At 39.0% G+C, this 26,929-nt stretch carries 19 protein-coding genes; 14 read left to right on the plus strand and 5 right to left on the minus strand.

Annotated features, from left to right (window positions below; genetic code table 11):
• Positions 1–30 precede the first annotated feature (30 nt).
• The 3 genes from AC3ANL_RS10120 (at position 31) to AC3ANL_RS10130 (ending at position 3,571) form a co-directional block, all read left to right on the plus strand.
• Positions 31–1,491 carry a DUF4153 domain-containing protein gene (locus tag AC3ANL_RS10120; RefSeq protein WP_488329083.1) on the plus strand — a complete coding sequence of 487 codons (1,461 nt, stop codon included), beginning with the start codon at positions 31–33 and terminating at the stop codon, positions 1,489–1,491.
• A 167-nt stretch (positions 1,492–1,658) separates the two neighbouring features.
• Positions 1,659–2,534, plus strand: a complete 876-nt coding sequence (locus tag AC3ANL_RS10125) for an ABC transporter permease subunit (protein ID WP_488329084.1) — start codon at positions 1,659–1,661, stop codon at positions 2,532–2,534.
• Positions 2,531–3,571 carry an ABC transporter permease gene (locus AC3ANL_RS10130; protein WP_488329085.1) on the plus strand — a complete coding sequence of 347 codons (1,041 nt, stop codon included), beginning with the start codon at positions 2,531–2,533 and terminating at the stop codon, positions 3,569–3,571. The genes AC3ANL_RS10125 and AC3ANL_RS10130 overlap by 4 nt, the downstream gene beginning before the upstream one ends.
• 170 nt (positions 3,572–3,741) lie before the next feature.
• Here AC3ANL_RS10130 and AC3ANL_RS10135 read toward each other — a convergent pair whose 3' ends face one another.
• Positions 3,742–4,536, minus strand: coding sequence for a TIGR00266 family protein (locus AC3ANL_RS10135; RefSeq protein ID WP_488329086.1), 795 nt, complete (start codon positions 4,534–4,536; stop codon positions 3,742–3,744).
• A 423-nt stretch (positions 4,537–4,959) separates the two neighbouring features.
• Here AC3ANL_RS10135 and AC3ANL_RS10140 point away from each other — a divergent pair, with 423 nt between their 5' ends.
• The 6 genes from AC3ANL_RS10140 (at position 4,960) to AC3ANL_RS10165 (ending at position 14,053) form a co-directional block, all read left to right on the plus strand.
• Complete coding sequence (locus AC3ANL_RS10140) at positions 4,960–6,705, plus strand: SulP family inorganic anion transporter (protein WP_488329087.1); 1,746 nt, start codon at positions 4,960–4,962, stop codon at positions 6,703–6,705.
• Positions 6,706–6,726: 21 nt separating this feature from the next.
• Positions 6,727–7,083 carry an ArsR/SmtB family transcription factor gene (locus AC3ANL_RS10145; protein ID WP_488329088.1) on the plus strand — a complete coding sequence of 119 codons (357 nt, stop codon included), beginning with the start codon at positions 6,727–6,729 and terminating at the stop codon, positions 7,081–7,083.
• Between the two features lie 154 nt (positions 7,084–7,237).
• On the plus strand, positions 7,238–9,040 hold the full coding sequence (locus tag AC3ANL_RS10150; RefSeq protein ID WP_488329089.1) for a TIGR04190 family B12-binding domain/radical SAM domain protein: 1,803 nt from the start codon (positions 7,238–7,240) through the stop codon (positions 9,038–9,040).
• 356 nt (positions 9,041–9,396) lie between these two features.
• Entirely contained in the window at positions 9,397–9,597 is a 201-nt protein-coding gene (locus tag AC3ANL_RS10155) for a cold-shock protein (RefSeq protein ID WP_007083969.1), read from the plus strand.
• A 176-nt stretch (positions 9,598–9,773) separates the two neighbouring features.
• Positions 9,774–10,919: an exonuclease SbcCD subunit D gene (locus AC3ANL_RS10160; RefSeq protein WP_488329090.1), complete on the plus strand. Its 1,146-nt coding sequence runs from the start codon at positions 9,774–9,776 to the stop codon at positions 10,917–10,919.
• Positions 10,916–14,053: an AAA family ATPase gene (locus tag AC3ANL_RS10165; protein WP_488329091.1), complete on the plus strand. Its 3,138-nt coding sequence runs from the start codon at positions 10,916–10,918 to the stop codon at positions 14,051–14,053. Before AC3ANL_RS10160 ends, AC3ANL_RS10165 begins: the two co-directional genes overlap by 4 nt.
• Before the next feature lie 361 nt (positions 14,054–14,414).
• On the opposite strand, the gene AC3ANL_RS10170 is transcribed toward AC3ANL_RS10165, so the two are convergent.
• Complete coding sequence (locus tag AC3ANL_RS10170; RefSeq protein WP_488329092.1) at positions 14,415–16,073, minus strand: FAD-binding dehydrogenase; 1,659 nt, start codon at positions 16,071–16,073, stop codon at positions 14,415–14,417.
• Between the two features lie 154 nt (positions 16,074–16,227).
• Between AC3ANL_RS10170 and AC3ANL_RS10175 the strand changes: the two genes are divergently transcribed.
• The 4 genes from AC3ANL_RS10175 to AC3ANL_RS10190 all read left to right on the plus strand — a co-directional run bounded on the left by AC3ANL_RS10175 (position 16,228) and on the right by AC3ANL_RS10190 (position 18,535).
• Positions 16,228–16,788 (plus strand): sugar O-acetyltransferase, encoded by a 561-nt coding sequence (locus tag AC3ANL_RS10175; RefSeq protein ID WP_488329093.1) that lies wholly within the window; start codon positions 16,228–16,230, stop codon positions 16,786–16,788.
• 65 nt (positions 16,789–16,853) lie between these two features.
• A complete protein-coding gene (locus AC3ANL_RS10180; protein ID WP_488329094.1) occupies positions 16,854–17,381 on the plus strand; it encodes a hypothetical protein in 528 nt (175 codons plus the stop codon).
• A gap of 153 nt (positions 17,382–17,534) precedes the next feature.
• Positions 17,535–17,945 carry a vWA domain-containing protein gene (locus tag AC3ANL_RS10185; RefSeq protein ID WP_488329095.1) on the plus strand — a complete coding sequence of 137 codons (411 nt, stop codon included), beginning with the start codon at positions 17,535–17,537 and terminating at the stop codon, positions 17,943–17,945.
• A gap of 95 nt (positions 17,946–18,040) precedes the next feature.
• Positions 18,041–18,535: a GNAT family N-acetyltransferase gene (locus AC3ANL_RS10190; protein WP_488329096.1), complete on the plus strand. Its 495-nt coding sequence runs from the start codon at positions 18,041–18,043 to the stop codon at positions 18,533–18,535.
• 41 nt (positions 18,536–18,576) lie between these two features.
• Here AC3ANL_RS10190 and AC3ANL_RS10195 read toward each other — a convergent pair whose 3' ends face one another.
• Positions 18,577–19,881, minus strand: coding sequence for an Nramp family divalent metal transporter (locus AC3ANL_RS10195; protein WP_488329097.1), 1,305 nt, complete (start codon positions 19,879–19,881; stop codon positions 18,577–18,579).
• 262 nt (positions 19,882–20,143) lie between these two features.
• Here AC3ANL_RS10195 and selB point away from each other — a divergent pair, with 262 nt between their 5' ends.
• Positions 20,144–22,027, plus strand: coding sequence for a selenocysteine-specific translation elongation factor (gene selB, locus AC3ANL_RS10200; RefSeq protein ID WP_488329098.1), 1,884 nt, complete (start codon positions 20,144–20,146; stop codon positions 22,025–22,027).
• Positions 22,028–22,085: 58 nt separating this feature from the next.
• Here selB and AC3ANL_RS10205 read toward each other — a convergent pair whose 3' ends face one another.
• Together AC3ANL_RS10205 and AC3ANL_RS10210 are read right to left on the minus strand one after the other, a co-directional pair.
• A complete protein-coding gene (locus AC3ANL_RS10205; protein ID WP_488329099.1) occupies positions 22,086–23,549 on the minus strand; it encodes a TerD family protein in 1,464 nt (487 codons plus the stop codon).
• 207 nt (positions 23,550–23,756) lie between these two features.
• Positions 23,757–26,927, minus strand: a complete 3,171-nt coding sequence (locus AC3ANL_RS10210; protein ID WP_488329100.1) for an MMPL family transporter — start codon at positions 26,925–26,927, stop codon at positions 23,757–23,759.
• Positions 26,928–26,929 lie beyond the last annotated feature (2 nt).

A 26,929-nucleotide genomic window follows, 5' to 3' on the forward strand; every position in this document is an offset into this window, starting at 1 on the left:
TAGAAAATCTATATGAAAAGGGATGAAAATATGGAAATGAAAATTGGAAAATCAGATTGGTTGTTTTTATTCTTATGTCTGCTCCTTGGGATTTTAGCAGAAGAAAGTTTTTTTCGTGGAGAAATAGGAATTTCCTATATCGTCTTTATAATGGCTTTTTACTCTGTCTTTTTCTGGAGATACCGCCGCTTATCTTTTTCGCATCAGCGGTTTGGGTATCTGATTATTTGTTGCATTTGGCTCTTGTCAGTCTGCTATTTTCTAAACAATAATCTACTTTTTTACACGTTGAATATAGTTGCGATACCTGGACTAGTGGTCTTTCATTTAGTATTGGTGACCAGTCCGAAGAATCATCGTTGGAGTCAGCCAGCATTTATTACGTTAATATTTTCTCGGATCATAGAGTCTTTTAAATTTCTCGCGGCGTTTAGCGGTTTATTAGGAAAAGGACTAAAACAAGGAGTTAAGGAAGATAAATTGTTAGTTTGGAAGAAAATCGGTATTGGGATTATCATTGCTCTTCCTGTATTATTTATTGTATTAAATTTACTAATGTCTGCAGACGCTCAATTTGAACGGATGATTGGCGGGATACCGGAATGGTTTAGCATCATCAATGCAGAAAGGTTTACCCGTTTGATTAGTATTCTTATTTATACCCTTGCCTTCTTTGCATTCATGCAGGTACTAATCAAGAAACAAATGAACGTAATCAAACAACAAGTGAAAACAGCACCGTTTCAAATGGATGGCATTATTACCATAACGGTTCTTGTCCTAATAAATGCCGTATATATTTTATTTACAGTCGTCCAATTTAAATATTTTTTTAGTGGGACGCTGCAGGATGATTATACGTATGCAGAGTATGCACGAAAAGGCTTTTTTGAGCTCTTATTTGTTACATTGATTAATTTATCGATAACCGTAGTAGTGCTAACCTATGTACAACGTGTGGCTGGTTTTATGAACAGATTAACCCAAATCATGCTCACCATTCTTGTCCTCTCAAGCGCAGTGATGCTAAGTTCCGCCTTTTTACGGTTAAGTATGTATGAGGAAGCTTATGGCTTTACATTTACAAGGGTACTCGTGCATTCATTTATGATCTTCCTTGTCGTGATTTTTGCGTATACCTTGGTGAAAATTTGGGTTGAAAGGCTGTCCTTAGTTCACTTTTATTTTATCGCCTCACTTATTTACTACACGGCGATTAACGTTATTGATTTATATAAAATTGTGATAAAAGAAAATCTGAACCGCTACGAGACAAGCGGGAAAATTGATGTTCACTATCTCAATCGTTTGTCCTATACAGGAGTCCTTGGTTTGACAGAGCTATTCGAAAAAGATTCGAAAATTCCTGAATTACGAACCATTTTACTGGAACGAAAAAGAGAAGCATCTACAACAAGCCTTCCGTGGCAATCATATAATATGAAAAGAGAGCAGGCATTTGAAAAGTTAAAAGAATTAGATTTGGAATAGAGAGGATTTTGGCATGCAGAAAACTTGCATGCTTTTTTCTTTTCAAAAAATGTTGTAACTAACACATATTTTATAACGTCTATTTAATTTGGAAATATTGAAAATATATTTTAAAAATGGTAAAAAAAGGAAGCGTAGAAGTTTAATAAATTACTAGGGATGATAAAATGAAGCGTGTGTTCCGATCACTTATTAGAAGTATTTTGGTCCTATCTGGGTTCCTGTTTATATTTAATCTACCTCAATTAGTGGTAATTGGGAAAGATAAGGTAGAGATTCATTTTAACCTGTTTTGGGCGAATGTAAATGCAAAATGGCAATCCTTACTAGACTATAAGGATGTTCTCTACTTAAAATTTTTCCATGAACTAGATATTGCAGGAAGTTATCAATATACCATGGTTGTTCTGCTAGTGAGCCTTTTAGTAATCCTCATAATTGCTATGATGATGGCTCTATTGATTATCATTGCTCCTGAAAATGTAAAAAACCGTTTAAAAAATATAGTCAATTTTTTTGAAGCGATTCCAGATTTACTTGTTATTTTTTTATTTCAATTTTTTGTTATTACTCTTTATAAAACAACAGGTTTAAAGTTTTTACAGCTCTACGGGATCTTTGGTGTAAAACCTTACTTTGTTCCAATCGCTACTGTCTCCTTTTTACCTCTTTTCTTGCTTTTGCAGTTTCTCATAAGGGTAATTGCTGAGGAACAAAATCAGCCGTATGTCCTTTATGCAAAAGCAAAAGGGATGGGCCTTATAAGAACATTATTAGTACATATAATTCGGAACATTTTTCCACTATTAGTATTACAACTAAGAACCGTCATTTGGGTCCTCTTATCAAACATTTATCTTGTCGAGTTTATGTTTAACATAAACGGATTTACCAGACAGTTTTTTAAGATTCTTTTCGAGGGTGGAGATTTCGCTTCACTGGTAGCATGTTTACTGATGTTGAGTATTCCCCTTTTAGTGATTGAAGCAGCAGGCTGGTTCATTTCAAGGCGGATTAAAGGAAAGGAGGCCATTAGTCTATGAGGAAATATAAAAAGACAATGATTGGTACCTCTTTGCTGTTAATCCTATTAGTCATGAGTTGTTTTTATCCTTATTATGCACCTATCGATTTTAATCATCAGGTGCTGATCAAAGATGATCAAGGGAAAATAATCGGAAGGGCACCATTCCCTCCTTCAGAAGAACATTGGCTTGGAACTACCCGAAATGGAGAGGACTTGCATTTAGTCATGCTCTACGGTGCGAAATTTACGTTAATTACCGCTTTTGCTGTTGCCATTCTTAGGGTTCTTTTTGGCGGGCTGTTTGGAATGCTTTTATCACTATGGCTCCCATTTTTAAAAGGTTTTTTTATGGACTTTTTCTTAACCATGCGCTATATCCCCTCCGTATTAATTGGAATTATTTTGATGGTTCCTATTGTTGGTGCACCAAATGATGTGGCTATTTCGTCGATCGTCACCTATCAAATAATAATTTTAGTCTTTATTGGATTCCCGACAGTAACCCTTTTTGCCTCTGATATAACCGATGAATTATTAAAAACATCCTTTATGCAAAGTTCCTTCTTAATGGGGGCAGGAAAATTACATATAATAAAAAGACAATTGCTGCCTTATATGCGGTCTTATGGTATTTTATTTACCGTGCAACAGATTTTAAGTACGTTACAGATCACCATGCAACTAAGTATTTTTCAACTTTTTCTAGGGGGACAAAATCGAGCCGGGGTGTTTGGTTATACGGATGAACACGATCGGCCCAAGCCTGCATCCTTGTCTAATGAATGGGCTGGGTTAATTGGCCAGAATTTTACAGAGTTTGTTCTATCTCCTTGGATTGTGTTTGCTCCAGTAATTGGTTATTTCTTGGTAATCGTGGTTGTGAATATGATAAAAAAAGAACTGGAAAACAATAGCCTAGGATTACAGATGATAAAAATAAAACGGAAAAGAAAAAAGGACGTAGATCTTCCTGCGAATCTATCATCACAGGGGAAATTTGAGCTATTACAAAAAAAGACAATGAACTCTAGAAAGAATTCTACAAATTATTAGGTGAATTCAACAAATTATAAGCAGTATTCTACAAAATCATGATGGAATTCAACGAATTTTGGAATTATTTTACAAAATGTTAAAAAATCTATAAATCTTCGCAAGTAAACAGGCATTCATGACAATAAAAAAGCAGAATCAAATCTGATCCTGCTTCCTTTAAAATTAAATTAGTCGCCATTAAACATATCAAAGATTCCTCTAGCGATACTGCCTTCGTCTTTTGCACCACCGCGTGAAGGGGCAGCCGCGAATACCCGACTGGCAAGTCGGCTAAACGGCAATGATTGAATCCAAACGGATCCAGGACCGCGTAATGTTGCGTAGAATAAGCCTTCTCCGCCAAACAAGGCTGTTTTGACGCCTTTGACAAATTCAATATCATAATGAACACTGCTGGTCATGGCTACTAAACAGCCTGTATCCACTCGTAATGTTTGGCCAGGGAGCAGGTCCTTCTTCGTAATGGTACCACCAGCATGAACAAAACACATTCCGTCTCCTTCGAGCTTTTGCATGATAAATCCTTCACCGCCGAAAAAGCCGACACCTAGTTTACGTTGGAACTCAATTCCAACTTGAACCCCTTTGGCAGCAGCTAAAAAAGCATCCTTTTGACAGACGATCTTTCCTCCATATTGTGATAAATCCATGGGAATGATTTTACCTGGGTAGGGTGAAGCAAAAGAAACTCGTTTTTTTCCCATACCGGTATTCGTAAATGTCGTCATGAATAAGCTTTCACCGGTAATCACTCGCTTACCAGCACTTAATAATTTGCCCATTATTCCACTGCCGCCGCCGCTTGTAGAACCATCACCAAAGATGGTCTCCATATGTATGTCATCTTCCATCATCATAAAGCTTCCGGCTTCTGCAATCACCGTTTCTTGCGGATCAAGCTCCACCTCTACAAATTGCATATCATCGCCATAAATCTTATAATCGATTTCATGGTTATTCATGGTTATCCCTCCATTTTTTTTAATAATTGCCTATCTATATTATAAAAAATTTAGGTTGTAAGTGCTAATTTTAATGGGAAAATAAAAAGACGCCTGACTAGTCAGGCGTCTTTTGCGTATTGAGGCGAAAAACCACACTCCACATAGTGCGCTCCATAAAGGAATGTTTCTCGGCTTACACAACTCAGCTCATCGCTTGTTTATTATAACAGCATAATGATGTAAAAAACAAGTGAAACTTTTTATAATAAAACACTTGATTATTATTCAGTATTCCTCTATATTCAAATAATCAGATATATAAAGTAAAAACACTGATTGGCGAGCTCCTTAAGGTGAAGACAATGGGCGTAGTTGAACTTATGCCGGATAGGAAAGTTTTACTTTCTATCGGCCAAAAATAAAAAGATAAGAAGGGTGAATATGTTTATTGACAAAAGATTCCATCATTATTCCTTTAGGAGTGTACCCAAAGATCTCCTATCAGGTCTGATTGTCGGGGTAATTGCGATTCCGCTTGGAATGGCGTTTGCCATTGCTTCAGGGGTGAAGCCGGAGTATGGAATCTATACCACTATTGTTGCGGGGATTCTTATTTCCTTACTCGGTGGATCAAAGTATCAAATAGGGGGGCCAACTGGAGCATTTATTCCGATTCTATTTGGTATTGTCATGACATACGGCTATGAAAACCTCCTAATTGCGGGATTTATGGCTGGAATTATTTTGACACTGATGGGGATATTTAAACTTGGTTCATTAATAAAATGGATTCCAAAACCGGTGACCATTGGTTTTACTGCTGGGATTGCTGTTACAATCTTTACAGGGCAAATCCCAAGTTTCCTAGGTCTAGAAGGAATTAACAAGCATGAAGAATTTATTTTGAACCTAAAGGAAATTTTTGTCCATCTGGGTTCAACGAATTTGTTCAGCCTTTTAACGGCAGGAATCTGTCTGGTTACTGTGATCATTACTCCCAAGGTGGCCCCTAAAGTACCTGGTCCACTTATTGGACTACTGGTTTCAACACTTGTAGCTGCCTTGTTTTATCCAGGGCAAGTGGCGACTATCGGTTCAGCTTATGGAGAAATTCCTAGCACACTGCCACAGCTTCAAATTCCAACTATTAACCTTGATATTATTACCAACCTTTTAAAGCCAGCTTTCATCATTGCCATGCTTGGTGGAATTGAATCGCTTCTTTCCGCAGTAGTGGCGGATGGGATGACTAATAGCCGCCATAACAGCAACAAAGAGCTGATTGGTCAGGGTATTGCTAATATGGTGACACCATTGTTTGGCGGGATCCCGGCAACTGGGGCATTAGCACGGACGGCTACAAATATTAAAAATGGTGCCGTTTCTCCTTTATCTGGTATCATTCATGGGCTGGTGGTCTTGCTTGTGTTGCTGTTCTTTGCACCAAAGGCTTCGTATATTCCTTTAGCAAGCATGGCACCCATCCTGATGGTCGTAGCTTGGAATATGAGTGAAAGAAAAGTATTTGCTCATATTTTTAAAACTAAATCGACAGATTCCCTTGTTCTAGCAGTCACGTTTTTATTGACGGTTTTTATTAATTTAACTACCGCGGTTGAAGTAGGCTTAGTGATGTCGGCCATATTGTTTGTTAAACGGATGAGTGATGTAACGAAGACGGCAAAGGCTTTGCCTAATCCGGCCCACAGTCAGGGGAAAGTGGAAACAGGTATGGTCACGGATACACATGATTGTCCACAAATTAGTATTTTTAACGTAGAAGGACCATTGTTTTTTGGTGCCGCACAAACCTTTGAAAATACCATCATGAGTACAATCAACTATCGGCCGAAGATTTTATTATTACGGATGAGCAAGGTACCATTAATGGATACAACAGGCGAAGCCATTCTAGCTAGTATTGTGAATCATTTTTCGAAAAGTGGTATAGTATTGATATCAGGTTTAAATGCGCAGCCGGAAAATGTTTTGAAAAAAACAGGTTTATATGACCTAATTGGCACGGATCATTTTTTTGAGCATACAGGTGAAGCCATTCAATATGGACTCTTGCAGATTAACAAAAATAAATGCCTCGGTTGTAAGCATTTTGCGTTTAGGGAGTGTAAGCAGTTATCTGCCACTGAATCAGTGGAAGGAATGGCAAAGCTAACCGCTACCTTCTAGAAAAACAAGGAAGTGAATGATTTGAATTTAGAAATGCAGCAATTTAAAGCGGAATTTTTCAAAGCCTTAGCACATCCATTGAGAATCCGCATTTTGGAACTGTTAGCCGAAGGGGACAAAAATGTTAACGAAATTCAAACCCTTGTTGGCAGTGAGGGCTCCTCTGTTTCACAGCAGCTGACCATTCTACGAGCAAAAAATATTGTTTCAGGCACAAAAGAAGGAAATAAGGTCATTTATACATTAAAGGATCCCATGATTATTGAATTATTAGCCGTTGCTAGGCAGATTTTTAATAATCATCTCGTTGATACGATTACTATTTTGGATAAGTTTAAAGAAGTGGAAGAAGAAGCGATATCACAGCCGAAGAATTAAATTCTTCGGTTTTTTTATATGTATAATAAAAAAGTTAGGATTGTTATTTTGTGGAAAATATCGTTATTTTGTAATAATTCAGCCAGTTATTCACTAAAAAATAGATTAATATGAAAGTTGAATGATAGATTAAAAAAGTGGAAGGTGATCGAATATGTATGATTTGGTATTGCTGCATCCACCTACTGTTTATGATTTTCGGAAAGAGATGCTGTTTACAGGACCAATAAGTGATGTGGTTCCATCTTCTCCAGTTTTTGAAATGTATCCAATCGGATTAACAAGCATTGGCGATTATCTTGAACGATTTGGTTTAAAAGTGAAGATTATTAATATTGCTAATCGGATGTTGTTAAATCCAAACTTTGATGTAGAGAAAAAAATTAGAAAAATAAAGACCAAAGCATTTGGAATCGACCTGCATTGGCTGCCCCATGCCCATGGAAGTGTTGAACTTGCAAAAATCATCAAGAAATATCACCCCGATACCCCTGTCATGTTTGGGGGACTTTCCAGCACTTATTTTCATAAGGAACTTATCGAATATCCATGTATCGATTTTGTTGTACGAGGTGATACCTCGGAAAAGCTCATCCTCATGCTCCTCAATAAATTAGAAAAAAGGGAAACGGAAAGTTTCTTTGATGTTCCAAATCTTACTTGGAAAAAAGGCACAAACTATCATTATAATGAGATAACTTATGTCCCAGATAGTTTAGATGAATTTAATTTACCTGGTTACCGTTACATCATTCGATCTGTGTTCAAGTACTTTAATCTCCTCGATCCTTTGCCATACAAAGGTTGGCTTCAATATCCAAATACAGCCATTTTGACATCCAAAGGGTGCACGTATAATTGTTTAATTTGCGGGGGTTCAAAAGCAGCATATGAGCTTAATTGCAATCGAAAAAAACTGGTTATGCGTTCACCTGAAAAAATGCTAGAGGATATTGCCTTGATTCAAAGATTCACCCGGGCGCCCATTTTTCTTTTAAATGATATTCGACAGGGTGGAGAAGAATATGTTGACGATTTTTTATCTGGGTTAGAAAAGATGAAGCTAAAGAATGAAATCGTTTTTGAATTATTTAATTATGCAGACGAGGATTTTTTTAAACGTTTAAATAAGGCTATACCCAAATATAGTATTGAACTGACATTAGAATCCGCTGATGAAGATATTCGTCAATATAATGGCAAGCTTCCATGCACCAATCTAAAGGTGGTTGAAATGCTTCGAAGTGCATTACAGCAAAACTGTGCAAAAATTGATTTATTTTTCATGACAGGAATCCCTAATCAAACATATGAGAGTGCAATGCGAAATGTCGATTTTTGTGAAATGATTCACAAAAAATGTGGTGAGAATTCAAGACTTTCTTACTTTGTAGCACCGCTGTCACCATTTCTTGATCCAGGGAGTCCAGCATTTGAAAACCCAGAAAAATATGGCTATAAGAAATTTTGCCATAAGCTAGAAGACTTTCGAAATGCAATGAAACAGCCATCGTGGAAAAATATGCTTAGCTATGAAACAAATAAAATGACAAGAGAGGAAATTGTGAGAGCAACCTATGATTCAGCACTTAGGTTAAATGAATTTAAGTACCAACATCATATTATAGGACAAGATGTACATGATGAGGTTGCCGTCAAAATTGAAAAATCGGTAGAATTCCTTAAGCGCTTAGATGAATTGCCTCTCCTCCCAGAGGAGGAACAAAAAACGCTAATGGTCCAAATCAAAGAAGAAGTGGATCAGATTAATCGCCATAGCATTTGTGGTGGAAATGAATTGAAGTGGGAAGTTAAAAAGTTGTTTGCTGACTTTCCGTCTTTAACTTTTATTGGTCTGGAGTTACTAGTGAAGGACATCATCAAAGAGATAAAATGTCGAGCTGGAAAGATAGATCGAAATGTGTTTATTTCTACAAATTCTAGAAAACGTCAATAGTGGAACGACAAAAGTAGACAGCATGTTAAGATGCTGTTTTTTTGCCTAATTTTTTCTGCAAAATACGACAAAATTCTTTTAATCTATGATTCTTAAACAGTAGAAAAAACCTAAATAATGGAAGTTTTTAAGGGAGAAATGTAGATTTATGTAGGTGTCTGTCAATGAGACATTTCTTGACAGTTAGGTATAGAAATGATAAATTTTAGACAGCCGTTGCACGAGATTAGATTTATGTTACAAGCTTGTTCAATGTTTTAACCGATGTTTGGATAAGGACCTGAAGTAAAGCTATCGCGTTGTAATTTGGTGAATTTTACACATGGCTTAGCAAGCCAATAGGAGGATTTTTTCACATGAAAAACGGTAAAGTAAAATGGTTTAACTCAGAAAAAGGTTTCGGATTCATTGAAGCAGAAGACGGAAACGATGTATTCGTTCACTATTCTGCAATCCAAACAGAAGGTTTCAAAACATTAGAAGAAGGTCAAGAAGTATCTTTCGAAGTTGTTGAAGGTGCTCGTGGACCACAAGCTGCAAACGTAACTAAAAAGTAATGTAAAAAAACTAATGATAACAGCCCGGACATTGTACCGGGCTGTTTTTTGTTGTCTTGGGTTTTGGTTGGTTATAAAGGGAAATACAATAATGATTTCCAGCCTCATTCTTAATGGTATTTTGCTATAATGGTAGTATTCGATAAAAGTACAGAAAAAAAATTGGGGTGATCCAAATGAAATTTATCCATACCGCCGATTGGCATTTAGGTAAATTAGTTCATGGGGTTTATATGACGGAGAATCAACGAGAAGCACTTGAACAGTTTGTTGCCATAGTGGAGGAAGAGAAGCCAGATGCCATAATCATTGCCGGTGATTTATATGATCGTTCCGTTCCACCCACTGATGCAGTAGAGTTACTTGATGAAATTCTATTCAAAATCAATGTTGAGTTAAAAACGCCAATTGTAGCAATAGCCGGTAATCATGACAGCGCGGAGCGTCTCTCATTTGGAAGCTCATGGTATAAGCATAGTCAATTTTATTTAACCGGGAAACTAACAAACAACTTCAAACCGGTCCATATTAATGGGGTAAATTTCTACCTTGTTCCTTATGCAGAGCCCGGAGTCGTCCGCCAACTTCTGGGAGATGATTCAATCCACTCCCATCAAGAAGCAATGAAAGCTCTCATAGGTAAAATGGAGGATACGCTAAATCCAAATGAGCCGAACGTGTTAGTTGGACATGCGTTTGTACTGGGGGGACAAACCTCGGATTCGGAACGAATATTATCAGTGGGAGGCTCTGGGTGTGTGGGGGCAGAATTATTTGAACCGTTTGCCTATACGGCACTCGGACACTTACACAGCCCCGACGCGATTAACCATGAAAAAGTGAAATATTCTGGATCCCTTTTAAAATATTCATTTTCCGAAGCAAAACAAAAAAAATCGATTTCAATTATAGAAATGGACGAAAAAGGAAATTTCACCCATCGTTATCGTTCGCTCAGTCCTAGGCATGACATGCGGGAATTAGAAGGACATTTAGAGGAATTATTGGACCCGCGCTTTTATGAAAAAGAACGGCTTGAAGATTATTTGAAAATAACCCTGCTGGATGAAGGGGCCTTACTCGATCCGATTAATAAATTACGTCAAGTCTATCCAAATGTTCTCCATCTTGAACGCAAGATTGATTTAACCGATTTGAAGAAAAAACAGTCATTCAATTCCCACCGTAGTGAGAAAAAGTCGGAGCTTGAGTTATTTGAGCAATTTTACGCAGATATGACAACCTCTGAGTTTACTAGTGATAAAAAAGCGATCATGGCTGATATTATTGAAAAAGTGTTACGGGGGGAAGATGTGAAATGAAACCGTTAAAACTGACGATGCAGGCGTTTGGTCCTTATGCTGGAAGTGAAGTGGTTGACTTTAATCAGCTAGGGAACAGAACGATGTTTGTGATTTCAGGAAAAACAGGCTCCGGTAAGACAACCATTTTTGATGCGATTAGTTATGCAATCTATGGAAAAGCAAGTGGAGAAGACCGCAATGGTCCCGAACTCCGCAGCCAATTTGCTACAGATGAGTTGTTAACCGAGGTTTCCCTTGATTTTTCCCTGCGTAACAAAGTCTATTCAATCACTCGGTCACCTCAACAACTTAAGAAAAAGGAAAAAGGTGAGGGCTTTACCCAGCTTGGAGCAAAAGCCGAATTATATATGTGGGATGCTAATGGCGAAAAAAAGCTGCTAGCGTCAAAGATCAATGATGTTGAGGAAAAAATTAAAGAAATTATGTTAATCGATGCCAACCAGTTTCGGCAGATTATCATGATTCCCCAAGGGGAATTCCGGAAGTTGTTGACATCAGACAGTAAGGATAAGGAAGTAATCCTGCAGCGACTGTTTCATACCCAGATATATAAAATGGTCGAAGAAAGATTGAAGGAAGAAGCAACTGAACTGAAAAGATCAGTGGAAGACCAGGTTCAAGCAAGAAATGAAGCGATGCGACGAATTCAAGCTATGACAAATGAAGAGCTTCGAACCTACCTTGAAGCGGAAAGTGTGAATGACACCATTATCATGCCGCTTTTACAAGCAGAAATAGCAGGTATGGGTGAAAGACTTGATCAACTAAACAGCCAATTAACTGAAAAGATCCAAGCACAAGATATGCTTAAGGGTCAGATTTTTGAAGCAGAAGCGATTTTGAAACAATTGCAAACAAAAGAGGATCTGAGGGGCCAAAAAGCGCGCCTGATTGCTCAAGAAGAAATGTTTGTAGAAAAGGAATTGCAAGTCCATCGGGCGCAAAAAGCTGCATTATTAGCAAAACAAGAGGAGCTTTGCCACCGATTAAAGCGTGAAATGGATCAGCTTAAGGAAAATGTGACGTCTATTGTTATGGAAATTGAAAAATTGGACGAACTTTCCAAACAGTATGAACACCAATTACAGCAAGAACTTGACCGTGAAGCAGAACGAAAGGAAACCCTTGAAGCAGTGAACCGATTAGTCAATATGAAAGAGGATGTCTATTCATACTCGGCATTGTTGAAGGACACAAAGCTTAAGGAGACGGAACTAATATCGGCAAAAGAAAAACAACTTAATTATGAAAAGAATCTCCAACAATTGGAAGAGCAGCTCATAGCCCTTAAACAACAAAAAGAAGAAATAGAAAAGGGAAAGCTAGACTATTTGGAAAATGAAAGTAAGCTAGTAAAACTAAAACTTGAGTTGGAACGGTTTGAAAAATATGAAGGCTTACTTGAGCGCCGTCATAAGGCAGAACAAAATCTCAAAGTCATTACGGGCCGTTATGAAAATACACTTGCTAGATTTACCGATGCCAAAGGCCTTGTAGAAGATTTAGAGAAAAAGTGGATGCATGGGCAGGCAGCCATTTTAGCTTCTCAGCTTCAAACAGGTGAAGCCTGTCCTGTCTGTGGTTCAGAGCATCATCCATCACCAGCCATCCAACCTGGTAATAATATTCCGACTGAAGAGGACCTGAAGGCAGCAAAAGAACAACTTGCCATATGGGAAAAAGAAAAATCCAAAGTTGAAGCGGATTTTTATCAAAGTCAATCGGTGGAGAGATCGCAGAAGGAAGCCGTTCATGATATGTTGCAGGAGATTCAGACGGCTCGTGCCGATTTTTCAGAAACGGATTTACCTCATGTGAAAATGGAGACCCTGACGGCTAAAAATCAGTTAGTTCAACTTCAAAGAAAGCTTGCTGAACAGCTTCAACTGCTTGAAAATGTAAAAGTTGATTTAGAGAAAAAAGAGTCTGAAAAAGGTGTCTTACAAACTACTCTTCATCAGCTGGGTGTTAATGTGAATGAATTAACGGTTCAATTTACGGAAAAGAAAACGAATCTCACGAGAATGATGAACGTTATACCCGAAAATCTTCGGTCTGAGGCAGAATATGAAAAAACACTTGCCGCTGCCAGAAGCCGTCATGAGAGGTTAATGAAACAATTAGAAGAAGCGCAGCAACATGTACAAGCAAACAAAGAAAAACTTTCGAATGAGACAGTTAGATTAAAAGATGCACAATTGCACCACACTAGTAAACAGCAGGAGCTAACCACAGAACGAGAAATCTTTTTAACGAGACTGTCCGAGCAAGGCTTTGAAAAATACGGGTTGTATGCATCATCTAAACGGACAGATGGAGAAATCCGCAATCTAGAAGCGGAGGTTCGCAGCTTTCGAGAAGAGCTCCGCTCTGTAACAGATCGTTTGAAGGAATTAACGGAGCTGTTAGCAGATATAAAAACCCCTGATGTTGAAGGATTAAAGGCAGAGCTTGTAAAACTTACGAGCGAAATGGAAGAGCTGAATCAGCAGCGGACCGATTTGTTCGTCAAAAAGCGCGATAATGAAGAGATGTATCACCGTGTGGAAAGCTTAAATGAACGAATGAAGGTTATGGAAGAACGATATAAACTAATCGGTCATCTATCTGATATTGCCAAGGGTCAAAATAACTTCCGGGTCACCTTTGAACGGTATGTGCTTGCGGCTTTCTTAGATGATATTTTACGGGAAGCCAATGTCCGGTTAAGAAAAATGACCTCAGGCCGGTTTCAATTACTGAGAAAAACAGACAGATCAAAAGGGAACGCTCAAAGCGGCCTTGAACTGCTTGTGTTTGACCAATATACAGGTCAGGAACGCCATGTTAAAACACTATCGGGCGGTGAAAGTTTTAAAGCATCTTTATCCTTGGCATTGGGTCTAGCCGATGTGGTTCAAAATTATGCAGGGGGCGTCTCGTTGGAAACGATGTTTATCGACGAAGGTTTTGGTACACTTGACCCTGAATCACTTGACCAAGCGATTGAAGCATTAATGGATATTCAAAGCAGCGGCCGGCTGGTCGGTATTATATCTCACGTTCCGGAACTGAAAGAACGAATTGATGTCAGACTTGAGGTTATTGCAGGACAGACTGGAAGTAGAACAGAGTTTATGTTTACCAATTAAAGTTTATAAGGCAGTGTGATTTCAATTTTTAGTGAAATTACACTGCCTTTTTTTTGATTTATTGTGCCCGTAGCCCAGATAAAAAAAGCCAGACGGTCACAAAAAGATATAATTGTGCCCGTACCAAGGATAAAAGAAGCCAGACGGTCACAAAAAGATATAATTGTGCCCGTACCAAGGATAAAAAAAGCCAGACGGTCACAAAAAGATATAATTGTGCTCGTACTAAGGATAAAAAAAGCCTAACGGACACAAAAAAATATAATTGTGCCGTACCACAGATAAAAAAAGTCAGACGGTCAAAAAAATAATAATTGTGCCTGTATACCCCCAAAAAAGATAAACAAAGGTCACAAAAAAATTAGTTTGTTAATTCCTTAGCAAGTGCCCGACCAGCTTGTCTCCCTGTGAACAGACAGCCACCGACAAATGTCCCTTCTAATGAGCGGTACCCATGGATTCCGCCGCCGCCAAATCCAGCAACCTCACCGGCAGCATAGAGTCCTGGGACTGGATTACCTGCTGAATCTAATACTCTCCCTGATAAATCCGTTTGCAGCCCGCCGAGCGTTTTTCGACTAAGTATATTTAAACGAACAGCGATGAGAGGCCCCATTTTTGGATCAAGGATTTTATGAGGAGGAGCTACTCTTATCAGTTTGTCACCAAGATATTGACGGGCGCCACGCATTGCAGTAATTTGAAGGTCCTTTGTAAACTTATTATCGAGTTCCCTGTCTCTTGCTAAAACCTGACGCTCGATTTCCTCAAGATTTAACAAATTGTCACCACTTAGTTTATTCATCCCAGCAACAAGTTCTGCAAGTGTATTCGCAATAACAAAATCCTCACCCTTGTCCATAAAAGCCTTTACTGGAGCGGTAGGGCCGGGCAGAACACGTGCTAATACCTTTTTAATACTTTTCCCTGTCAAATCAGGATTTTGCTCGGAGCCAGATAAGGCAAACTCTTTTTCAATGATTTTCTGCGTTAAGATAAACCAAGAATAATCGTAGCCTGATTTCATAATGGCCTCAAGAGTGCCTAGAGTATCAAAACCTGGGAAATTCGGCGTCGGAAAACGTTTTCCTTTTGCATCAAGCCAAAGAGAGGACGGACCAGGGAGAATACGGATTCCATGCATGGGCCAAACTGGATTCCAGTTTTTAATCCCCTCGGTATAATGCCACATCCGATCTCGATTCACAATTCGACCACCAGCATTTTCGGTAATCGCAAGCATTCGTCCATCGACGTGTTCAGGCACCCCGGAAATCATATTTTTAGGTGCTCCACCAAGCCGGGCGGGCCAGTTTTTCCTTATTAAATCATGGTTTCCACCAATCCCGCCGCTAGTCACCATTACAGCGTGGGCTTGGAATTCAAAATCCCCATTTACTTCACGGGAACTTGCTTCTCCGCGTGCAGCGGAACTCGGGACGAGAATATTACCACGGGTTCCAATAACAGCCCCTTTTTCTGTTACTAATTCATTTACCCGATGACGCGGACGATAATCAACGAGACCTTTTCCGATTGCTGGGCGAACTCTTTCCTCAAAAGGCTTAATTAGACCCGGGCCAGTTCCCCAGACGATGTGAAACCGAGGTACGGAGTTGCCATGACCTTCTGCGGTATATCCACCACGCTCAGCCCAACCTACAACAGGGAAAAAACGAACACCCATTTCAAAAAGCCATTTGCGTTTTTCGGCTGCAGCAAAATCAACATATGCCTCTGCCCACTTTTTCCCCCAATAATCCTCATCGTCTTCGCGGTCATAGCCTGCTGCTCCTAACCAATCCTGCCATGCGAGCTCACGTGAATCCTTGATGCCCATTCTTCGTTGCTCAGGTGAATCCACTAGAAATAAACCGCCAAACGACCACCATGCCTGGCCGCCAAGAGATGCTTCAGGCTCTTGATCTAAAAGGAGTACCTTTTTACCTGCATCTGCGAGTTCGGCAGTTGCTACTAAACCAGCCAGTCCAGCTCCAACCACAATTACGTCGTACTTCAAATTATTGCCTCCTTTTCGTAAAAATCAGTTGGGAATTCTCTATTTTATGTATTTTCAGAAAAATCAATTATTTAAAATTATAGCATGATTCACATACAAATGTTGCTTTTTTACTTATAATATATGGAAGAATACTTGAGGAGGTAAGCATGTTATGAAAACAGAGAAAGAGAAAATGATAAATGGTGAGCATTATCTTGCAGCCGACCCCCAACTCGTAACTGAACGTGAACATGCACGAAGGCTAACAAGGTTATACAATCAAACAATAGAAACGGAAGGAAGTAAACGAAGGGAACTTCTAAAAGAGCTAATTGGTTCAACAGGCGAAAATTTTTACATAGAGCCAAATTTTCGTTGTGATTATGGTTACAACATTCACGTTGGGGAAAACTTTTATGCAAATTTTGATTGTGTTTTTCTTGATGTTTGTGAGATTCAGATAGGGGACAATTGTTTAATTGCACCGGGCGTCCATATTTATACAGCAGCACATCCGATTAATAGAGCCGAGAGAATATCTGGAATTGAATTTGGAGCTCCCGTACATATTGGTAATGATGTTTGGATTGGCGGCAAAGCTGTTATTAATCCTGGGGTTACTATCGGAAATAATGTGATCATTGCATCGGGTGCGGTTGTTACAAAAGATGTTCCTGATCATGTGATCGTCGGCGGAAATCCTGCTAAAATAATTAAACATTTGGAAGGGTAGACAAAAGTATAGATCTACCCCTATTGCTGAATAATATGGTAAAACATGTTAGGGGTGATTATTTTATGAATAAACTTGTAATCAATATAATTTGTTGTGTACTCTTCACACTTTGCAATTTTCCCTTAAAGGGTCAGGCAAAGGAACTACCGAGGTTATCCACAGAATGCCTTGAAAATATGAGAAATCGAGATATCCAATATAATAACGCACTTATGAAAGATATAATTGCTAGCCTAGAATTGAACATTGATGATCAAAACTACATTGAAGTCACCGACAGGGATTTAGATGCTGCCCACCTTATTTATGGTGGAAAAGAATTGGATGAGAATTATCAGACTTTACATTCACAATTTGTTGTAGCTTCTCGAGGTAAACCGACATTGTTTATTAAACCATCTGAAGCTTATTTGCTTTATAAGCAGCCAGATAACTGGAATGTAGCCGTCCATTTAAAACTTAATAATTTTAAATGGGAAGTGATCGAAAAGAAAAAAACCGAGGGAAACGTTATTTCCTACAAATTGTTAAAATGCGAAAGAGAATACTTAAAGGAAAAGAGCGAATTTAATCATAAAAACCAGGATTAAATTCACACTGAAATATTCACTCTTTGCTTATCTACAAGGATAGTCTTACCCAAGTGTACGGTCAATATTTTCCCGCTATTATCCAATCATAAACTCATTCCAATTAACCCAAAATAAGATGGTTCACTTATTAAAACAAAGGGGTTGATGGAGTTGAAATGGCACAAAACGATACTCTCCATGATTCAGCAGCGGCAGGATAAGAAGGTTGCCTTAGCTGTGGATACTTCCACAAATGAAGCACCAGGAATTCTTATTAATAACATAGTTAAACTGTTTGAACAATTGAAACCAGATACGATTTTAGTTCAGGCAGATTTTAAAATTAGAAGTATTTCCCCTATAAAAAGTGATACGATTAAATACCAAACCCATGGGAAGTCTTCCTATACATTAGTGCTGGAGTGGGCAAAAGAAGAAAATATCGACACGCTGTTTTATATTACTGATGTAACCGGCTTTTTTTCTGATGAAATGGAAAAGATAGATTATGAATTATTTTGGTTAGTCCCAGGTCAATTTTTACCGCGGGTTCCATTTGGAAAAGCAATTAAAGTTGCTTGAAAAATAAATCCCTCACCAAGTGGGGGATCTTTAAATGTTTTAAAAGTAAGATAGGGGAGAAGAAAAGAGAATTAAATAAGAGGGGAATTACAGCATTGATAAAAAAACTTGATTTGCTTAATGAGAAAATAGTAAAAGAATTATTTGAATTGCAAAGGTCTTCCTATCTAATTGAGGCAAAAATGATAAATTTTTTCGAAATCCCACCTCTAAAAGAAACTATGAATGATTTAAAGGAATGTGAGGAAACATTTCTAGGATATTTTGAGAGTGATAAACTTGCTGGAGCCATTTCCTATACAATTGATGACGAGGTGCTGACCATTTGCAGAATGGTTGTCCATCCAGACTTTTTCCGAAAAGGAATTGCGCAAAAATTGATATCACACGTAGAGAACTGTAATCAAAATTTGCTTATTATTAAGGTTTCAACGGGAAAAGACAATCCACCCGCGAAAAACTTATATTTGAAAAATGGGTTTAAATTTGTAAGTGATCTTGAGGTGGTACCAGGTTTTTATATTAGTCAGTTTGAAAAAGGAAGGGCGAGAAGATCCGACGCTTTGACCAACAAAAAACACCATCTATGATCGGATGGTGTTTTCCTATTTTTACTATAAAGAGTCCGGATTCACCCAATAAACATTTGCAAGACCATCCAAATATTTAAACCAAGGATGATTAGCGCAAATAGGCTGGAAAGAACGGTTGTAATTCGTTTATTGGTGAGCACGCCCATTAATTCTTTCTTTTGAGTGAAATAAATCAAGGCAATAATCGGAAACGGTAATACGATACTTAGCACGACTTGGCTGATAATCAACGTTTGGGTAGGATCCACGCCGATGGCAACGATAATGACGGTTGGCAGCATCGTCACTAAACGGCGAATCCATAATGGAATCGTGAAGCCCACAAACCCTTGCATGATAACTTGCCCTGCCATTGTACCCACTACAGAACTTGAAATCCCTGAAGCAAGCAGGGAGATTAAGAAAACACTGGCTGCAGCCGCACCAAGCAGTGGTGTTAAGGTATGATAAGCAGTTGTAAGATCAGCAATTTGACTTTGACCAGATGAATGAAAAACAGACGCGGCCATATACATCATCGCTAGATTAACGAAGCCGGCAAGTGTCATGGCGATCATAATCTCTTTTGTGCTAAATTTTTGAATTTTTATTTTTTCCATATCATTTCTAGGGACAATTCGATGTTGCGTTAAGCTTGAGTGTAAATAAATTGCATGGGGCATAACGGTAGCTCCAATGACTCCAACGGCTAACATCATACTTTCACTATTACCAAGCCATGGAACAACACTATGATAAGCAATTTGGGCAAAATCTGGTTTTGATAGAATGGTTTCGACCAAATAACATAATCCGATTAGCAAGGCAAAGGCTGCGATAAATTTCTCTAAAGGGCGAAATCCGAATTTTTCAAGCATTAAGATTAAATAGGTGACCACACCAGTAATAATGGTAGCAAACAGCATCGGAATACCGGCTAGTAAATTTAAGGCTAATGTTGCGCCTAAAAATTCAGCAAGGTCCGTTGCCATTGCGGCAAGCTCAGAAACGACCCACATAATATTTGTAAGCCATTTAGGCATATATTCTCGGCAAAGTTCAGGTAAACTTTTTCCGGTAGCGATTCCAATCTTAGCTGACATGTTTTGCAGGAGCATAGCCATTAAATTGGCTAAAACGATTACCCAAAGCATTTTATAGCCAAAACGGGCACCACTTTGAATATTTGTTGCAAAATTTCCTGGATCAATATATGCGATCGATGCGATAAATGCAGGACCTATAAACGGCAATAATGCCCGAAAACCTGTTACTTTTCCATTAATGGCATCTCTTGCGGCAGAAACCGTTCGTTGTTCCGCTGCTCGAGCCCTTTCAACTGCGAGTGAATTTGTTTGACTCATAAGACACCAACCTTTCCTATTTGTTTTTCGTAAATGCAAGGTTTGTTCTCTAATGAACAAATGTTGCATGAGTGCAAAATTTATATATTCATTATAATAAATTTCGGAATATTTGTGTAGGTTTTTGCCTCAAAAATATATATTTTTTTTATTGATCAATCGGTCGGGGTAATTCCTATCATTCTGTCTAAAAATGTTCGCTTGAACAATTATCCTATAAAGGCTACAGTAGAATGGAAGAACGATTAAGAAGGTGGTAATCTTGGAAAAAAGATATTTTACAATTGGGATGGCTGGTCATATTGATCACGGGAAAACATCTTTAACGAAAGCACTTACCAATGTCGATACCGACCGTTTAAAAGAGGAGAAAGAACGGCAAATTTCCATTGAACTTGGTTTTGCGCCATTATATGAAGACGAGGAAATACAAATATCCGTGATAGATGTTCCTGGACATGAGCGCTTTATCAGACAGATGATTGCCGGGGTGGCTGGAATTGATTTAGTTGTGCTTGTTGTCGCTGCAGATGAAGGGGTTATGCCTCAAACCAGGGAACATCTCGATATTTTAAAATTCTTGGGTATAAAAAATGGGGTAGTAGCCATTTCCAAAATTGATCGTGTTGACGAAGAATTTATTGAGCTTGTCAAAGATGATATTTTAGAAGAGCTTACGGATACTGTTTTTGCGGACGCTCCTTTTGTCCTTATTGATAGTTTATCCAATAAAGGAATCGAACAAATAAAAGAATTAATAATAAGAATGCTAAAGGAACAAGAAATGCGGGATGCAAAAGGGGCCTTCCGTCTGCCGATTGATCAAGTCTTTACGGTCAAGGGTCAAGGTACAGTAGTTCGTGGGACTGTTTATGAAGGAACCGTGGAAGAAGGACAAACACTTAAAATTATGCCAAAAGGCCTAGAAGTAAGAGCAAGGCAGATTCAGGTGCATCATAAGGCAGCCAGTAAGGCATTTGCTGGCCAGCGGACGGCCATCAACCTTTCAAATGTAACAAAGGAAGAGGTAGAGCGAGGGGATGTGCTCGTATCATCCGAACATTTTATCGTGTCGAAAACAGTTGATGTGGCTATTCGTGTCGTCGAGGATTTGGAACATCTGGTTAAACAGCGGATGCCGATTAAGCTTCATCTTGGTACCGCAGAGGTAATGGGTAGAATCGTTTTCTTTGACCGCAATGAGATTAAGGAAGAAAATGGCGAAATTTTGTGTCAGCTTCGTCTGGAGGAAGAAATTCTAACAAAACGCGGTGACCGCTTTATTTTACGCAGACCAAGTCCGCAAGAGACCATTGGCGGCGGCTGGGTCATTGACCCGCGTGGAAATAAATATCGCTTTGGTGACCAAACCATTGAAGAACTTGAGAAGAAAAAAGCGGGCACACCGAAGGAGCGAATCACGGCGGCTTTAGTAGAAGCAAAAAGCCTGCCTCTAAATGAAATGATCAAGCGGACTGCACTTGATGAAGTCACATTAATTGAGCATTTAATCGAGGAAGAATTTGTTTTATACAATGGAAAAGAGTATACATTACAGTTAATCATCCATTCCATTGAAGAGGACATTTTTGATAGATTACAGGAATTTCATCAAGCCTATCCCATGAAGACCGGGGTAAATAAAGCGGAGCTTTTACAATCACTGCAAAAAAGGTTTCCAAAATCCTTGCTTGATTTTGTAGTGGAAAATGGTATAGCAAATGGCATCTTTAAACGAAAAGAACAATTTGTTTCCCTGGCAGCCTTTGTCCCTCATGTTCCGAAAAGTTGGGCAAAGCGGACTGAGAATCTTCTTCAGGAATTGAAGAAGGACGGATTAAAAGTACGCTATTTAAAGGACTATTTTTCCAGTGCCGGCATACCAGAAGCAATTGAATTTGATCTTAGAAGATTTTTGGAAGATCAAAATTTACTCGTTCCATTGGATGATCATTTTGCCTATCATGGAGCAGTATTCAAGGAAGCGGTTGAAAAACTTCAATCCCAAACAGGACAAGAATTTGAAGTCGGCGAAGCTAAGGACGTTCTTGACCTATCAAGGAAATATATGATTCCGTTTTTAGAAAGATTGGATGCAAAGGGTTTAACAAAACGCGTTGAAAATAAACGTGTATGGATGATTTAAAAAGGAAAGAGGATGCCACAAAGGGTCAGACCCAATTTGTGACATCCTCTCTTTATTATTAAGATAAAAACTCTGCAGGATTTAAACCGAGCTCACGGCATATGTCGGCAACCATTTGCTTTTCATTATTATCAAAATTCCCATCAGCATAGCCAATCGCGATGCAGTAACGGGCTACTAGTCGTGCAATTTCAGGCTTCGTTCTAATTTTTCCAAGTGCTCGAAAGGCTTCGGCACGCCCCGTCATCCGATCATTTTCTATTCTTGAAACGAAGAGATTGAACTTTTGCAGGACTTTATTTGTATCAAATACACGCAATTCATCACTTTGTTGAACAAATTCGGTCATTTTTTGGCGCTCAGAAGCGTCTAAGTAACCATCAGCCATGGCCACTAAAGCACAGGCTGCCACGACCGCTTCCAAAACATCCTGACTTTTGTAGCGATTGAATAAGTCCTGAGCTTTTCTTTTTTGCGTGTTTGCCCATTCCGCATAATCCGTTTGCGAAGGGGACCATGAATTTCCACAGCTATTACAATTGAACTTTAGCTGGTTTTTTCCAATAAACCCACCAAGCAAACCAACCGGTCCCAAAATTAACCCGCCAATCGCAGCTTTACCAAGCCCGAAACCTTTTTTTCCTGTACTGACATTTGAAGAATGGCAGCGTGGACAAATTATATCATCTCCACCATAGGTTTGATGAGCATTTGAAGCTGGTGGGTAGGTCGACTGCGCTGGATACCCATAGGCAGGCGGCCGGTAAGACGAATCCGGTTGAAGATGGACAGGCTGTTGGGCTGCATGCTGGTTAGTCTGATTTTGTTGGTATGGATTGTAGCTTGTTTGGGTTTGTTGATAAGAATTTGGTTGAGTCGGATTAGTTTGTTGAAACACATTATTTTGTTGGAAATTTGCCTGTTGAGGCGGTGTGCTCACTGGCGGGTCGTCAACGGTAATCCCAAAGTTACGGCATAATGCTGCTAAACCACCTTGAAAACCGCTGGCGATCGCATTAAATTTCCATTCTCCGTTATGGCGGTATAACTCGGCAGCAACGATTGCTGTTTCCACCGTAAAGTCCCTGCCAAGATTAAATCTTAGTAATTCCTCATTCGTCATCTCATTAAAAATGCGGACATAGGAATCTGACACTTGTCCGAAATTTTGTTGTTTTACCTGTGCATCGTGAATGGTGATGGTAAAGGCGATGCGGTGAATCTGAGCAGGGACTCTGTTTAAATCAATCCGGATTTGCTCGTCATCGCGGACCCCTGAACCGATGCGGTTATCACCGCTGTAGATGATCGAGCCATTTCCACCTGAAGGGTTATTATAAAAAACAAAATCTTGATCGCTGTTTGCCTTGCCGCTTTCACCTAATAAGAAAGCCGAGGCATCCAAGTCAAAATTAGAGCCCAGGTTGCTAACGTTCCAACCCAGTCCAACCACAACATTTTGCAGACCAGGGTGTGATTTCGTTAAATCAACCTTTTGCCCCTTGCTAAGAGTAACACCCACACTTTTCACTCCTCAATCATTTTTGTCATATGTACATTATAAATCTATTTTTGAAAAAGGGAAAAACTTCAAGTTGAATTTGTAGTGATGGTATTTTGTCTACACTTTTAATGTACGTATCAAAGATCAAAAAGTTTCAAATTAATCAAGGGTTTTACACAAGACGAGACTAACTCGGTTAAGTTAGCCCCGTATACTTATTAAACATTAAAAATGATTTGAATGATTCATACCATCATTATTCTTTCTAAATGGCCACCAGTTGGCCTCACCAAATGTTTTTACCATGACAGGCACAAACAAGGGAAGGACAACAAGGGAATATAAGGCTAAACCAATGAGAAGTATGGTAGCAATCTCTAACAGGGACAAAACGCCTGATGGCATCATTGCCGCAAATGTACCGCCTAAGATAACGGCAGCGGAAATAATGACTGTACCCATTTTTTTCATAGATAGTAAGATTGCTTGTTGAACCGGTAAATTTCGGTATTCGTTGAATCGGTCCATTAAGAATATACTATAGTCAATTCCGAGTGCCACTAGGATGACAAAGGCAAAGAACGGAACAGCCCAACTGATGCCGGTATAACCTAGCAAGTTAACAAAAATAGATTCCGAAATCGCCATGGACGTAAAGTAAGTTAAGATTAGTGAACCAATTAGATAAAGTGGCATAATGAGTGAACGGAATAGAATGATTAGAATGATACTAATCCCAACCAGCATTAAAACAACTGTACGTGAATAATCGGCTTTGGAGATCGTATCAAGGTCATGATGCATACTGGATACTCCGCCAATCGCTACTTGTGCATTTTCCAGTTTAGTATCCTTTATCGCTCTATTTACAGCTTTCTTTATTTCAGGGACCTGATTAATCGCTTCATTTGAGTATGGGTTTTTATTAAAGACCACATCAATTGTCATGACTTTGCGGTCTTTTGACATATAGGCATTGAGTGCCTGTTCAAAATCTTTGCTGTCCAACACATCCTGTGGAATATAAAAACCATTCTGTTTTTGCTTCGATACATCTGTAAGATAATTTTGGGCAGAATTAAGACCTTGGGATACTTGATGCAAACCATCGGAACTTTGGGTTAAGCCGTCTGAAAGCTGAGTGATTTGACTACCCATGTCCTGGAAACCTGTAAGGAGTTGCTGCTGCCCAGTTTTAATTCCATCTAAACCTGCAGAAAACTTTGGCAAGTTAGCGATTGCTTCTCCTTGACCGGCTTCCATCTTATATAAACCATCTTCAAGCTGTTTAATTCCTATTATCAGTTTGCCCATTCCGTCTAAAAGCTGCCCTTGGCCTGCAATCATTGTTGCAAAGTTGCTATTGGCAATATTAAGACCCGTTTGTGCACCTTTTAATCCAGTATTCAAGGTAGCTAAACCTGCTGCCAATGATACATTTGGATCTTGAATGGAAGCATCCGTTGCAGCTATTGCACCGGCAACTGTCAATTTAATAGTTTGGTAGCTTGCATCTTGAGTGATACCAATATATGTTTTTTCTAAGTTAGCAAAATCTTGATCTGTTTTGGCTAGGCTTTGATGTAGTTGATTTAATCCCGCTGCAATCCCATCGTAATGTTCTTTAAGCGTGCCAATTCCTACACTCGCATCTTGATAGCCCTGGAGTAGTTGTTTGTATCCTGCCAATAATTTTTCAGATTGTGATTTTATTTCTTCTAACCCTTTACGTGCCTCGGTAGCACCCATTGATCCATCTTTGAGTCCATTCTCAATTTGGATTAGACCATCCTGAAGGGAGCCCATACCGGTTTTTATTTTGTCTGTTCCTGTAATTAATGTGCTGATTCCATTTGTTGCTTTCTGCATTTGCGGCTGATTAGCAGCCATCTGGCTGCTTGCATCTAAAAGTCCTTCACTAATTTTCTTAATGCCATCATTTCCTTGACCTAGTCCGTCTCCAAGACTTGCTACTTGCTTGGAAAGATAAAAGTCATCAATCGGTTTGCCGGTTGGGCGGGTAACTGAACGAACGGTTTCTACATTATTTACTTTACTTAGTTCCTGACTAATATTTTCAGTTAATGCAATATAATCAGTTGTGTTCATTTTATCATCATTTTTAATTACTATTTGAGTAGGCATTGATTCGCCAGGACCAAATGATTCAGAGATAATATTGAAACCTTTTATCGAAGGAAAGTCATCACTAATTTCTTCGAGAGAGTTAAACGATAATTGATCCTGATAGGTAAACAAGAAGGGCACACAAATGAGTGCAACCAGGATAAAGGCAATTAATGGCCGTACCAATGCAAATTTCCCCATCGTGCCCCATATTTTACTGTCCCGATGTTCGAGCTGGCCTTTGGAGGGCCAAAATAATTTTTTACCCAGCACAGCCATAAAAAATGGAACTACAGTCAATAAGGCGAGTAACAGAATCGCCACACCAACAGCAACCGCTGCAGCCGATTTGTATAGCTGAAAGGTGGAAAATCCAATTGAAGCAAAACCGATCATAACCGCTATTCCGCTAAAGAAAACGGTTTTTCCTGCAGTCCGGTAGGTTTCCACAATGGCATCTGTAACACTTTCATGTCGAGCCATTTCTTCTTTAAAGCGGCTAAGCAGCAGAATACAATAATCCGTTCCAATTCCGAAAAGGACTGCGACTAAGAATATTTGCGTAAAGGTTGATAAAGGGAAATTCACATGATCCACCAATAACCCAACAATCGATTGGGCAGTAAGATAACTGAAGCCGACTGTCACTAATGGAATGATCGGTGCAATGGCCGATCTAAACACAAGAAGAAGGACCACTAAGATAAAACCAACAGTTATTCCTTCCGTTTTTTTCAGACCTTCCTGAGAATTTGTAACCAGATCGTCACCAATTACCCAGCTGCCGGTGTAATAATGATCCAGCTTGATGTGATCAATTTTTTGGTACAACTCTTCCGTTATTTCCTTCGCTTCCCGGCCATTAGCCGAAACCTTGATAGAGACAAGAATCGTTTTCCCATCTTTCGAAACAAGCTGATCTTTCAGTTCTTCCTGGGTGAAATGGGTGAGGATTTCTGTGATTCCTAGTTTCTCTTTATTTTTATCAAGCAGAGTAACCGCCTTTTCGGCATTGGTAAAATCAGCCTTTGATAACTTTTTATCCCTATGAAAGACAAGAGCCGTTTGCAATTGATTCCCTTTATTTTCGCTTGATTGAACATCAGTGAGAATCTTTTCCGCAATGGTCGATGAATAGCCATCCGGAACAGCAATTTGCCCTTTTTCCCGTACAAGTGCTTCCATATTTGGAGCCACCATAAAAAGTGCCGTTATAATAGCAATCCAGGCAATAAGGATAAACCACTTTCCTTTAATTATTGCTCTCATAC

Source organism: Neobacillus sp. DHD-1R (assembly GCF_057747995.1).

Bases quoted from the DNA above. Each gene is read 5' to 3' on its own strand.
- AC3ANL_RS10165 (WP_488329091.1), top strand. From the start codon at position 10,916: ATGAAACCGTTAAAACTGACGATGCAGGCGTTTGGTCCTTATGCTGGA.
- AC3ANL_RS10180 (WP_488329094.1), top strand. From the start codon at position 16,854: ATGAATAAACTTGTAATCAATATAATTTGTTGTGTACTCTTCACACTT.
- AC3ANL_RS10150 (WP_488329089.1), top strand. From the start codon at position 7,238: ATGTATGATTTGGTATTGCTGCATCCACCTACTGTTTATGATTTTCGG.
- AC3ANL_RS10155 (WP_007083969.1), top strand. From the start codon at position 9,397: ATGAAAAACGGTAAAGTAAAATGGTTTAACTCAGAAAAAGGTTTCGGA.
- AC3ANL_RS10140 (WP_488329087.1), top strand. From the start codon at position 4,960: ATGTTTATTGACAAAAGATTCCATCATTATTCCTTTAGGAGTGTACCC.
- AC3ANL_RS10195 (WP_488329097.1), bottom strand. From the start codon at position 19,881: ATGAGTCAAACAAATTCACTCGCAGTTGAAAGGGCTCGAGCAGCGGAA.
- AC3ANL_RS10175 (WP_488329093.1), top strand. From the start codon at position 16,228: ATGAAAACAGAGAAAGAGAAAATGATAAATGGTGAGCATTATCTTGCA.
- AC3ANL_RS10130 (WP_488329085.1), top strand. From the start codon at position 2,531: ATGAGGAAATATAAAAAGACAATGATTGGTACCTCTTTGCTGTTAATC.
- AC3ANL_RS10125 (WP_488329084.1), top strand. From the start codon at position 1,659: ATGAAGCGTGTGTTCCGATCACTTATTAGAAGTATTTTGGTCCTATCT.
- AC3ANL_RS10160 (WP_488329090.1), top strand. From the start codon at position 9,774: ATGAAATTTATCCATACCGCCGATTGGCATTTAGGTAAATTAGTTCAT.
- AC3ANL_RS10210 (WP_488329100.1), bottom strand. From the start codon at position 26,927: ATGAGAGCAATAATTAAAGGAAAGTGGTTTATCCTTATTGCCTGGATT.
- AC3ANL_RS10120 (WP_488329083.1), top strand. From the start codon at position 31: ATGGAAATGAAAATTGGAAAATCAGATTGGTTGTTTTTATTCTTATGT.
- AC3ANL_RS10135 (WP_488329086.1), bottom strand. From the start codon at position 4,536: ATGAATAACCATGAAATCGATTATAAGATTTATGGCGATGATATGCAA.